The 13131-nt window shown below is 67.5% G+C and carries 3 protein-coding genes; 1 reads left to right on the top strand and 2 read right to left on the bottom strand.

Annotated elements, in window-relative coordinates; genetic code table 11:
- Positions 1–88: 88 nt before the first annotated feature.
- A complete protein-coding gene (locus NM962_11155) occupies positions 89–11197 on the top strand; it encodes an SDR family NAD(P)-dependent oxidoreductase (GenBank protein UVO14492.1) in 11109 nt (3702 codons plus the stop codon).
- Here NM962_11155 and NM962_11150 read toward each other — a convergent pair.
- Positions 11117–11758 (bottom strand): GAP family protein, encoded by a 642-nt coding sequence (locus NM962_11150; protein ID UVO14491.1) that lies wholly within the window; start codon positions 11756–11758, stop codon positions 11117–11119. The two genes, NM962_11155 and NM962_11150, sit on opposite strands and share 81 nt — an antisense overlap.
- A 3-nt stretch (positions 11759–11761) precedes the next feature.
- Positions 11762–13069: an MFS transporter gene (locus NM962_11145; GenBank protein UVO14490.1), complete on the bottom strand. Its 1308-nt coding sequence runs from the start codon at positions 13067–13069 to the stop codon at positions 11762–11764.
- Positions 13070–13131: the final 62 nt, after the last annotated feature.

The following is a 13131-nucleotide window of genomic DNA, read 5'->3' as shown; positions in this document are numbered from 1 at the left end:
GTCGATGGCGGGGGAGTCTGGGTGGGCAATTCGGACCGGCCGCGGGGGGGGAACGAATCGTGGCCGGCGAGGCAGGGGAAGGCAGCGTATGGCATCGGTCGGGGAATTGAAAGGGTCGTCACCAGGGTTCGCGATAGTCGGCTACGCGGCCCGTTTTCCGGGTGCGGCGGGCGCAGACGAGTTCTGGCAGGTGTTGCGCCAAGGGCGTGATGCGGTGTCGGAGGTGCCCGCCGACCGTTGGGACGCGGACGAATTCTTCGACACGGAGCCCGGTGCACCGGGCAAGGTAGTGACCCGTCGGGCAGGTTTCGTCGACGATGTGACGGGATTCGACGCCCCGTTCTTCGGCATCTCGACACGTGAGGCCAGGTTGCTCGACCCGCAGCATCGGCTGCTGCTGGAGACGGCATGGCGGGCGGTGGAGCATTCGGGCACTGCGCCAACGGCTTTGGCGAATAGCAACACCGGCGTGTTCGTCGGTCTGGCGACCCACGATTACCTCGGTATGGCATCCGCGGAGCTCGCCTACCCGGAGATCGAGGCGTACATGGCGATCGGGACGTCCAACGCCGCCGCGGCTGGACGGATCAGCTATCGGCTGGGATTGCAGGGTCCGTCGGTCGCCGTCGACACAGCGTGCAGCTCGTCACTGGTGGCGATCCACCAGGCGTGCCAGGCACTGCGCCTGGGGGAATGCGACCTGGCGCTAGCAGGCGGCGCAAATGTTCTGCTCACCCCGGCGACCATGGTCACGTTCTCGCATGCGCACATGCTTGCGCCCGACGGCCGGTGCAAGACATTCGACGCGGCTGCCGACGGCTACGTGCGCGGTGAGGGCTGCGGCGTCATCGTCATCAAGCGGCTGGAGGACGCCCTCTCCGACGGAGACCGGATTCGTGCTGTCATCCGGGGCAGCGCGATCAACCAGGATGGCGCGTCGGGCGGCCTGACGGTGCCGAACGGCGTTGCTCAGCAACGGGTTATCGCTGATGCATTGCGGCGTGCCGGTCTCGCACCGGCCGATGTCGACTACCTGGAAGCGCACGGGACCGGAACATCGCTGGGTGACCCTATCGAGGCGCAGGCCGCCGGGGCAGTGCTCGGTGAAGGTCGCGACCCGAACCGGCCGCTGTTGATCGGATCGGCGAAGACCAATATCGGACACCTCGAGGCGGCCGCGGGAATCGCAGGTGTCCTCAAGGTCGTCTTGGCGCTCGAGAACGAGCTGCTACCCCAGCATCTGCATTTCCAGAATCCGTCGCCGCACATCCCCTGGGAGCGGCTTGCCGTGCAGGTCGTTGGGCAGGCCACCTCCTGGGAACGCAACGGGCGACCCCGCATTGCCGGAGTTAGCTCGTTCGGGTTCGCCGGGACAAACGCGCACGTCATCATCGAGGAGGCCCCAGCGCCGCCCGCGGAACCGGCGGTGACACCGAGTCCGCGCGACACCAAGCGCACGTTGCGCATTCTTCCGCTGTCTGCCCGCACGCCCACCGCACTGGTGAAGCTCGCCGAGGACTACCGCAACTGGTTGAGCGCGCACCCGCAGGCCGCTCTGGCGGACGTGTGCTTGACCGCCGGGGTGGGGCGCGCACACCTCGAGCACCGGGCCGCGTTGGTCGTCGACTCGACGGAGTCCGCCGCAGAGTTGCTCGGTGCACTCGCAGACGACCGCCCGGCCCCCGGTCTGGTGCGCGGAGTGTCCGGCGACACCCCGAAAACGGCATGGCTGTTCACCGGTCAGGGCAGCCAGTACCCGGGTATGGCGCGTGAGTTGTTCGACACCGAGCCGGTGTTCGCCGAGACCCTGAGCCGCTGCGCGGAAGTGTTGTCTGACATTCTCGAAAAGCCCTTGTTAGACGTTATTTTCGACGTGGACGGTCTGCATGGCGAAGAAACCCTGCGGCAGACCAGCTACGCTCAGCCGGCACTGTTCGCGGTCGAGATGGGCTTGGCGCGGCTCTGGCAGTCGTGGGGGTTCGAGCCTGATGTGGTTGCCGGCCACAGTGTCGGCCAATATTCGGCAGCCTGCGTCGCGGGTGTCGTGAGCCTCGAGGACGGGGCGCGGCTGATGGCCGAGCGCGGCCGATTGTTCGGGAGTCTGCCGGCGGGCGGCCGGATGGTGGCGGTGTTCACCGCGGCCGAGCGTGCCGAGAGCCTGACCGACGAGTTCCCGACTCTATCCATTGCCGCCTACAACGGCGCTAACACCGTGTTGTCCGGTCCTGCTGGCGATCTGGAGCAGGCGGTGGCCCAGCTGACCGCCGACAGCGTCCGGTGCGACTGGCTGGAGACCAGTCATGCGTTCCACTCGGCATTGCTGGATCCGATCCTCGACGAATTCGAGGCCTACGCCGATCGGTGCGACTACCGACCTCCCGAACGGATTCTGATCTGCAACCGCACCGGTTCGGCGGTCGGGCGCAGCGTGAAGCTGGACGGCAACTATTGGCGACGTCACGCGCGGCAACCGGTGGAGTTCGCCAAGACCGTACGAACCCTCGCCGATCTCGGCTGCAAAGTGCTGCTGGAGATCGGCCCGCAACCCGTGCTCAGTGCCGCGGCGCTGCGCGCATGGCCCGACCCGGCCACGGTGCCGCGGGCGATCGCATCCTTGCGCCGCAACACGGCCGACCAGCGACAGATCACCGAAGCCCTCGCCGAGGCCTACGCGGCGGGCCACGTGCCCGACTTCGGCGCTGTTCGACCGTCGCACGCGCGCAAGGTCGACCTACCGACCTATCCGTTCGAACACCGTGAATACTGGTTCCGCGACCAGCGGGAGCGGCCCAGCCAGCAACAGCACCTCGCTGCCAGCACCGAAGCCGTCCGCCTCCTCGAGGACGGCCGGATTCAGGAGCTCGCGGCCTTACTCGGCGATTCGGGTGACGATCAACAGACGTGCAAGGTACTGACAAAGCTTGCCGCGCAACACAACCAGCAGCGCAAGACCCGGTCGATCTCGGATGCGCGCTATGAGATCCAGTGGCAGGCGTACCCGACGCCAGAGGTGGGCACCGACGAATCCGACGGATCCACCTGGCTTGTCGTCGGCGATGATCCGGGTGCGCTTGAGCCCCTTATCACTGCGCTGACCACGCGTGGGTATCGGCATCAGGCGATCGGGTTGCCGGGATCCGACGGCGACCAGGAAGAACTCGTGGCGGTGCTGCGCGTCGCAGCGGCTGACCAACCGGACCTGCGAATCGTGCACGTCGCTGCCCTGGACTCCGCGGCGTCGGGGGCGCGCTCGCTGGCGCGCATGCAGCACCGGGTGCTCGGGGGCACCCGCAGGCTTGTGGCCGCGGCGGTCTCAGCCGAACTGCGCTGCCCCATCTGGGTGGTTACCCGCGATGGCCAGCGAGTCACCGACACCGACGTCGTGGCACCGGAGCAGAGCTGCCTCTGGGGTTTTTGGCGGGCTGCCTCCCTGGAGCATCCGCACCTGTGGGGCGGGCTGGCGGATCTGAGTTCGACCGGCCCCGACCAGTGGTCAAGGTTGATCGACCAGATCGTGGGGCCGGCAGACTGCGGTCGCCGAGAAGACCAGATCGCGCTGCGTGACGACACCGCCTATGCGCCCCGGTTGATTCGCCGCGCAGGCGAGCCCAACCCGGCACCGCTGACATTGCGCGAGGACGCAACGTATCTGGTGACCGGTGGGCTGGGTTCGATCGGGCTGGAGACCGCGGCATTCCTGGCGGCGCACGGTGCCCGGCAGCTGGTGCTGACCGGTCGACACGCGCCCGGCGACGCCACCCAACAGCGCATCGATGCGGTGCGCGAACAGTACGGGTGCGCAGTGCGGGCGATCGCGGCCGACGTTGCCGACGCACACGACGTCGCGAGGCTGTTGGCAACCGTGCAGGCCGAACTCCCGCCGTTGACCGGCATCGTCCACGCTGCGGGAGAGATCGCCACCAACCCGCTGGGCGCGCTGGACGCCGAATCGCATCAAGCCGAAATCGATCGTGTCTTCGCCGGAAAGGTTTGGGGGGCATGGCAGCTGAGTGAAGCCACAGCGGATCTTGCGCTGGACTTCTTCGTCTGCACGTCCTCGATCGCCTCGGTGTGGGGCGGATTCGGTCAGAGTGCCTACGGTGCGGCCAACGCCTTCTTAGACGGGCTGGCCTGGCGCTTGCGTGAGCGGGGCATACCGGGGATCAGTGTGAACTTCGGGCCCTGGTCGGTGGGCATGGCCGACGAGGAGTCGCGCGTCCGGCTGGGCAAGCGTGGTATCGCGACACTGTCCCCGGCCGACGCCCTGACCGGGATGGCCGATGTGATCGCGGCGTCGTTGGGGCGGGGGTCGGCGCCAGGGCCCGCACAGGGCGTCGTGGCGCGGGTCGACTGGGCGAAGTTCCTGCCGCTCTACCAGCAGGCCGGCCGGCGCCCGTTCCTGGCGGAACTCGAACGTGAGGTGCCCAGTCACCTCACGGGGACGGCACCGTCGGCGACTCGCTCCGGGAAGACCGAACTGGTCGAGCGGCTGACAACCGCCCCGGTGCAGCAGCGCAGAAAGCTTCTGTCGGACTACCTTCGCGGTGCGGTAGCCGAGGTGACGCGTGTCGACCCGACCGAGATCCGCGAGGACGCAGGATTCTTTGACCTCGGGATGGACTCGCTGATGGCTGTCGAACTGCGGCAGCGCATCGAACAGGGGGTCGGCAGCGAGATACCGGCCACCCTGGCCATGGACTACCCGCGGCTGTCCGACGTGGTGGACTACCTGCTCGGCGACGTTCTCGAGCTCAGCGAACAGTCCTCGTCCAAGGCACGGACCCAGCCGGCCTCGGTACAGTCGACCGCCACCGACGAGCCGATCGCGATCGTCGCGGTGTCGTGTAGGTTCCCCGGTGCACCCGATCCGGAAGCATTCTGGGAGTTGCTGTCCGGAGGCGTCGATGCGATCCGGGAGGTACCGGAAGACCGGTTCGACATCGACGAGTTCTACGACCCCGACCCCGAAGCCCCGGGCAAGATCTACAGTCGCTTCGGCGGATTCATCGACGGGATCGACGAGTTCGATCCGGAGTTTTTCGGCATCTCCCCACGCGAGGCGGTCTGGATCGAGCCGCAACAGCGGCTGATGCTGGAAACCGTCTGGGAGGGTTTCGAACGGGCAGGCTATGCACCGGCAACGTTGCGCGGCAGCCGAACCGGTGTCTTCACCGGCGTGGCCGCCAATGAATACGCACACCTGCTGTCGGCGGAGCCGGTCGACAAGATTGAGCCTTACTTCATCACCGGCAACGCGCTCAATGCCATCTCCGGTCGGGTGGCCTTCGCGCTCGGGCTGGAAGGCCCGGCCGTGGCGCTCGACACTGCCTGCAGTTCGTCGTTGGTGGCCGTTCATCAGGCCTGCCTGGCGTTGCGCTCCGGCGACTGCGATCTGGCGGTGGCCGGCGGCGTGAACGTGTTGCTCAGCCCGGTCACCGTGATCGCCGCCTCGCGCGCCAGGATGCTTTCCCCGGTCGGGCGATGCAAGACCTTCGATGCGACCGCCGACGGATATGTGCGCAGTGAGGGCTGCGGCGTTCTGGTGCTCAAGCGCCTGGGTGATGCGGTGCGCGACGGCGACCGGGTTGCCGCGGTCATCCCGAGTAGCGCGACCAATCAGGACGGCGCCTCCAGTGGTCTGACGGTTCCCAACGGTGGTGCGCAGCAGCGATTGATCGGCACGGCATTGGCCCGCGCCGGGCTGATCGGGGGCGATGTCGACTACCTCGAGGCGCACGGAACGGGCACCCCGCTGGGGGACCCGATCGAGGTGCAGGCAGCAGGAGCCGTTTACGGCGCCGGTCGGGACGCGGATCGGCCGCTGTTGATGGGTTCGGTGAAGACCAACATCGGTCACCTCGAATCAGCTTCAGGGGCAGCCGGTCTGATCAAGGTCGTGCTGTCGTTGCAGCACGGAATGCTGCCGGCCAGCCTGCACTTCGACAAGCCTTCGCCGCATATCCCGTGGGACTCGTTGCCGATTCGGGTTGTCGATAAGCCGATGCCATGGCAGACCAATGGCAGACCGCGCCGCGCGGGCGTGAGTTCTTTCGGATTCACCGGTACCAACGCGCACGTGCTGATCGAGGAGGCGCCGTCCCCGCCGGAACACTCCGGCGACCACGCTGCGATCGCGCCGAGACCGGAGGACTCCGGGGAGTCGGCCAACGTGCTGGCGCTGTCGGCGCGCTCGCCCGAGGCGCTGGCGGTGCTGGTGCAACGGTATCGATCCTGGTTGGACACCCACCCAGATGTCGACATCGCCGATGTCTGCCGGACGGCCGGGACCGGGCGCTCGCATTTCGAGCATCGAGCAGCCCTGGTCGTGGAGTCGGTCCGCAGTGCCGCTGACGGCTTGACCGACTTGGCCGAGAATCGGCTGCGTCCCGGCGTGGTGCGCGGGGAGTGCGGCGATCGGCCCACGACGGCGTGGCTGTTCACCGGCCAGGGCAGTCAGCATCCGGGAATGGCCCGCGAACTGTTCGACGCTGAGCCGGTTTTCGCCGACACCGTGACGCAGTGTGCCGATGCGGTCGCAGGGATGCTGCCGCGTCCATTGCTCGACGTGCTGTTCGCGACCGACCGCGACACAGCGGAGTTGTTGCAGCACACGTCATTTGCTCAACCGGCACTTTTCGCGGTCGAGATGGGACTGGCCCGGCTATGGAAGTCGTGGGGCATCGAGCCCGATGTGGTGCTGGGGCACAGTGTGGGCCAGTACGCGGCGGCGTGTGTGGCTGGCGTCTTCAGTCTCGAGGACGGAGCACGGCTGATGGCCGAGCGGGGCAGGCTGTTCGGGAGCCTGCCGGAAGGCGGGCGGATGGTCGCGGTGTTCGCCGACGCCAACCCCATCGAAGTCGTTGTCAATGAGTTTCCGCGAGTGTCGATTGCGGCCTACAACGGGCCCAATACCGTGCTCTCGGGTCCGGGAGCGGACCTGGAGAAGATCGTCGCCGCGTTCGGGGAGGAAGGAGTCCGCTGCAGCTGGCTGCATACCAGCCACGCCTTCCACTCAGAGCTGTTGGACCCGGTGCTCGGCGAATTCGAATCGTATGCGCAGCAGTTGCAGTTCGCTGTGCCGACGTTGCCGCTGGTCTGCAACCGCACCGGGTCGGTGCTCATGGCCGAAACGCCGCTGGACGCACAGTATTGGCGCCGGCATTCCCGTCAGCCGGTCCAGTTCGCCGAAAGCGTGCGGACCGTGGCTGGACTGGGATGTTCGGTGCTGATGGAGATTGGGCCGCAACCGGTACTGACCGGCAACGCGGTGCAGGTCTGGCCGGAGCACCTGGCTGCGCCACGTGCGATCGTGTCGTTGCGCAAGGGCGTCGGCGACCGGCGTCAGATTGCCGAAGCGCTGGCCGCGGCCTATGTCAGTGGTCATCGGCCGAACTTCGACGCACTGGCGCACCGGCCCTCCCACCGGATGGAGCTGCCCACTTATCCGTTCCAGCGCCGGCGTTTTTGGCCCCGGTCGTCGGGCGTCACGGTCGACGGCCCCGTTGTTTCGGGAATTCTCGGCAGCACCAAGGATCTTGCATCCGGTGACTCGGTGTACACCAGCAGGCTGTCGGTCAAGTCGCAGCCTTGGCTGGCCGACCACGTCATCTATGGCACCGTCGTCGTCCCGGGCGCAACGTATGCGGCGATGGCTCTGGCGGCGGTCGGTCCGCCGGCCCGGGTGCAGGAGGTGTTCTTCTACGAACCGATCATCCTGGCGGAGAAGAGTTCTCGGGAAGTCCAACTGACCCTGCACCCGCGTGACGGGGGCGCGGAGAACGGGGAGTCCTGGAGCTTCCAGGTGCACAGCCGTCCTTACGGCGTCCGGGACGCCGAATGGGCGTTGAACGCCGACGGCGTGGTGGTCTCCGGTATCGCCGGCAGCGAAGCCGAGCCGGAATCCGACTTGGCGGATCCGGTCGATGTGGCCATCGAACGCCTGGAACGCATGCGGCCGCAGGAGCTGTTCGAGACTTTCGCCGACATGGAACTGGCGTGGGGACCCAGCTGGTCGGGTTGCCTGAAATCGCTGTGGCTCGGCGAGGGCGAGGCGATCGGCGATATCACCGTCGGCGCCGAACTCGCCGAACACTTGGGCACAGAGCCCATGCATCCCGTGCTGCTCGATCTGTGCACCGGGGTGGCGTTCCCGGCGTTCCCCGCGCTGCTGGCAGCCGAGCAGGGGGTGCACGATCTTTTCCTGCCGCTGCGGTACGGGCAGGTGACGTTGGCCGCGAAGATGCCGCGGCGGTTCTATTGCCGCGCCCGATGGCACGCCAGCGCTCTCGACAGTGAAACCCAGGTCTTCGATCTCGACTTCGTGGACCGAGACAACCGCCGCCTCGGCGGGATCCGGGAATTCACGGTCAAACGCGCGCCCCGTGAAGCGCTGTTGCGCGGGCTCGGCGGTGACAGCACTCGGCTGCTGTACAGCCTCGGCTGGCACGAGGTGCCGGCGCCGCGGCCGGTCGAGGAGGCCGCAACGGCCGGCGGCACCTGGTTGATCGCGGGATTCGACGAGTTGGCGGCCCAACTTCCAGGCTGCATCTCCTGGGACCGCAAGACCGACCCGGAGCCTATGGGGCAGCTCGTAATGCAGGCGCACCAACGCGGGTTGTCGTTCGCCGGAATCGTCTGGCGTGCCAGCCGACCGACGGCCGATGAGTCCGGTGCCGAGGCCGCGGCACGGCTACAGTGCGAGATCGATGACCTGCTCGGCGCCGTACACGCGCTACAGGGGGAGGGGGCCGTCAAGCTGCCCGGCGGCCTGTGGCTCATCACCGAGCGAGCGGTCGCTACCGAATCCGGCGAGCCGGTGGATCCGGTCCAGGCGGCGTTGTGGGGACTTGGGCGCACCATCGTCAACGAAGAGCCGGCCCTGCACTGCAGATTGCTCGATCACGACGGATCCGCGGAGGCCGTCGTGTCCTTGGCGGGTCTGCTGGCGACGCCGATGGCCGAATCGGAAATTGCGCTGCGGCAAGGAAAGTACTTGGCGCCCCGGCTTCTGCAGTGGTCGCGCAGCGGGCATCTCGCGGTACCGCGCGGCGCCGACTATGCCCTAGCTCCCACCGAGCGCGGCGCGATCGACAACCTGCGGCTGGCCGAGGTCGAGGTGGCGCCACCCGACGCCGGCTATGTGCAGGTCCGGGTGGAGGCCGCCGGGTTGAATTTCCGGGACGTGCTCAATGTGTTGGGCCTGTACCCGGGCGATCCGGGCCCCGTCGGTGGCGACTTTGCCGGCGTCGTCACCGCACTTGGCGACGGGGTGACCGGACTCGAGGTGGGCCAACGTGTCTACGGCTCCATGCAGGGCGCTTTCGCCACCCGGTTCGCCGTACCGGCCCAGTTCGTGGCGCCGATCCCCGACGGGGTGAGCGCGGTGCAGGCCGCGACGATTCCGGCTGCGGCGCTTACGGTTCGGCTTTCATTCGACTGGGCGAAGCTGAATCCCGGCGACAAGGTGCTCATCCATGCCGCCAGCGGTGGTGTCGGGCTGGCCGCTATCCAAATGGCCCAGCAGCATGGTGCCGAGGTGTACGCGACGGCGAGCACCTTCAAGCGGGAGACGCTGCGCAAGCTCGGCGTGAAGCATGTCTATGACTCGCGGACAACCGATTTCGCTGACCAGATCCTTGCGGATACCGACGGCGCCGGCGTGGATGTGGTGCTCAACAGCCTGACCAACGAAGGCTTCATCGAGGCGACCCTGCGGGCGACGGCACAGGGCGGGCGTTTCGCCGAGATCGCCAAGCGAGACATCTGGACTCCGGAACAGATGGCCGAGGCCCGCCCCGACATCGCCTACGAGATCGTCGCGTTGGATACCGTGATGTTCACCGAACCCGACCGCATCCGCTCCCTGCTCGGTGAGGTATCCGACGGCTTGGCCAAGGGTGAATGGACGCCATTGCCCGCCGAGATCTATCCGCTGACCGAAGCCAAGACCGCGTTCCGTCGCATGCAGCAGGCGCGGCACATCGGCAAAATCGTGGTGCAGATGCCCGCGCCGCTGCAGCCGCACGGTGACCGGACCTATCTGATCACCGGTGGCCTCGGCGCGATCGGCCTGCATCTGGCGGCGCATCTGGCTCAACTCGGCGCCGGAGACATCGTGCTGAGCAGTCGGCGTACACCCGATGCCGACGCGCAGCGGGCCATTGACGAGATCACCGACCGCTACAAGTGCCGCGTCCACACCGTCACGGCCGATGTCGGCGACGAATCCGAGGTGGCACGGCTGCTGGAGCGAATCCGCACCGAGTTGCCTCCGCTGGCCGGCGTCGCGCATCTGGCGGGTGTGCTCGACGATGCGCTGCTGTCCCAGCAGAGTTGGGAGCGCTTCCAGACGGTATTGGCGCCCAAGGCTTTCGGTGCCGGGCACTTGGACCGCCTGACTCGAGACGACGCCCTGGATTTCTTCATCGTGTCCTCGTCGGTGTCCAGCTTGCTCGGATCGCCGGGGCAGGCCAACTATTCGACCGCCAATGCGTTCCTCGACGGGCTGGTCGCGCAGCGCCAGGCGCGGGGCCTGCCGGCTACCGGGGTCAACTTCGGGCCCTGGGGACAGGGCGGGATGGCCTCGTCGGAGGCAGCACGCGCCAATATCGGTGCGCAAGGGCTCGTTCCGCTGGAGCCCTCGGCTGCTCTTGGTGCGCTCGCCGCCGTCGTCGCCAGCGGATGCGCTCAGGCGACCATCCTCAAGGCGAACTGGCAGCGCGCGGCGAAGGTGTTGGGCAGTTCCCGTCCGCCGATTCTGGATCTGGTGCTGCCGAGCACCGCGGGGGACAGCGCCGGCGACGCCGAGTTGCTGCGGCAACTACAGGAGATACCCGTGGCGCAGCGGGCCGATTTCATCACCGAATTCTTGCAGCGCGAAGTTCAGGGGTTCCTGCGCTTGGCGCAGCCGCCGGCCGCAACCAGTCGGTTCCTGGATCTGGGCACGGATTCGCTGATGGCGGTCGAACTGCGTAACCGATTGCACAGCCAGTTCGGTGGCGCGTTCACCATCAACGCGACTGCGGTCTTCGATTATCCGACGATCGGGGGCCTCGGTGAGTACCTCGCCGCCCAGCTGCCGGACGCCGAATCGCCGGCAGGTCAGCCCCCGACACCGTCAGCGACTGATGATGCCGGCGGCGAGCAACAGGCTGCCGACGACGGCGAGCAGGGTGGCGACCTCGACGCGGCGACGTGACCGAATCCAGTCGTTGACCGTGGTGATCGCCGCCTGCGTCTGCTTCGGCGCGAATACATATGCCAGCAGCGGGATCTCGATCAGTGCGAATGCGACGACGTGGAACATCAGCAACGCCCCGACCTGCGCGGTGACCGCGGCACCGGAGGCCAAGATCACGGCAAGAGCGGCCAGGTAGTCCACCGAGGGCAACGCGATCCCCAAGCCGGCCGCCGCCGCAACCCACGGCGAGCTGCTGCGCAACAGGCGCTGGACGGGCCTCGTCGGCGTGGCTCGGCGCGACCACCTGTCCTTGGTGGCCACCGCGGCGGCGGCCAACAGCGCCAGCGCCCCGATCAGGATCTGAACATGGGGCAAGGTGACATAGGTCGAGCCGAGTAGACGGCGGCGTAGGACGAACAAGACGACCAGCCCCACGGTCATCCCCATTGCGAAGCCGCCGATCAGGAACGCGGACAGTTGCAGCACCGGCCGCGGCCGGTTCAGCATCAACACCGTCATACCAATACGGAACGGTTCGAGGCTCACGGCAAATGCCATCACCAGCACCGTCAGCCACATGGACTAGGACGCCTCGCGGGGTGCCCGAACGGCGACCATGGCGATCAGGCCTGCCACCAGGACCACACACAGCCCACCCATTCCGGCCCGGTCGGTGCCGAACAGATCGACAAAGGTGAAGAACATCCAGGGCGCCAGGAATGATGCGGCGCGTCCGGCGGTGGTGTAGAGGCCGAAGGCCACTCCCTCCTTGCCCGGTGCGGACATGCGCAGCATCAGCGCCCTGGCGGACGCCAGAATCGGACCGACGAAAAGGCAGAGCAACAGCCCGCAGATCCAGAACGCCACTGGCCCGGAGGCGGTCAGCAGGGTCAGCCCGACCGCGACCATGGCGGCCAGCGAGCCGATGATGACGGGCTTGGGACCGGCGCGGTCGGCGAGCCGGCCGCCCACCACCGCGCCCACCGCGGCGACGATGCTGACGCAGACGCCGAAGATCAGCACGTCGGCTTGCGATACGCCGTACACGCTGACACCGAGCACCGCGCCGAACGCGAAGATCCCGGTGAGCCCATCACGAAACACCGCGCTGGCCAGCAGGTAGTAGATGACGTTGTGGTCGCGACGCCACTCGGCCTTGATCTCCTGCCACAGCGTGCGGTAGGCGCTGACGAGCCCGGCCACCGGTGCCGGCTCGGTGGTCGGCGGAGTACGCACCAGAAAGAGCAGGGGAGCGGCGAACACGATCAGCCAACCTGCGGCCACCAGCATCGCCACCCGGATGTACTGGCCGTGGTCGACGGAGAGACCGAACAGGCCGCGGGTGTCACCATCGCCGGCGATGAAACCGACATAGAGGACCAGCAGCAACAGCACACTGCCGAAAAAGCCTGAGGCCGAGCCGATTCCTGAGATCCTGCCGGAATTCTGCGGTGTGGACAGCTGGCCCAGCACGGCGTTGTAGGGCACCGTTGCCAGGTCGCTGCATACCGCGGCGCAGGCTAGCAGCGCCAGTCCGAACCCAAGATAGTGATAGTCGTCATCGATGAGGCTCATCGCCGCGGTCAGCACCACCACCAGGCCGGTGAACACCGCGAGTGCGGCGCGGCGACGTTGCGGGGCGTTGACCCAGACCCCGATCACGGGAGCCAAGAGCGCGACGAGCAGCCCCGCGACGGTCAGCGCCTTGCCCAGCCAGCTTGCCGGCGTCGTGGCGCCGGGCAGCCCCGCGCCGACCTGTCCGGTCAGGTACACGGAGAAGACGAAGGTGCCCACGACTGCATTGACACCCGTCGCGCCGCAGTCCCACAGCGCCCAGGCCGCCACCTGCGATCGCGAGGTGGTTTGCGCATTGACCACGCGGCTGGTCACAGCCGTCCTCCCTCTGTCGCCGGCGCAGATTCCGGTGCCCGTCGCCGCCGGCCGTTAGCCTA

Origin of the sequence: Mycobacterium sp. SVM_VP21, from assembly GCA_024758765.1 — a bacterium.
In the GTDB taxonomy this organism is placed as follows: domain Bacteria; phylum Actinomycetota; class Actinomycetes; order Mycobacteriales; family Mycobacteriaceae; genus Mycobacterium; species Mycobacterium heraklionense_C.
The sequence above is the reverse complement of the archived record's forward strand: the minus strand, read 5'-3'. Positions and strand labels throughout refer to the sequence as shown.

Coding starts and splice junctions, on each gene's coding strand:
- NM962_11155 (UVO14492.1), top strand. CDS start 89: ATGGCATCGGTCGGGGAATTGAAAGGGTCGTCACCAGGGTTCGCGATA.
- NM962_11150 (UVO14491.1), bottom strand. CDS start 11,758: ATGTGGCTGACGGTGCTGGTGATGGCATTTGCCGTGAGCCTCGAACCG.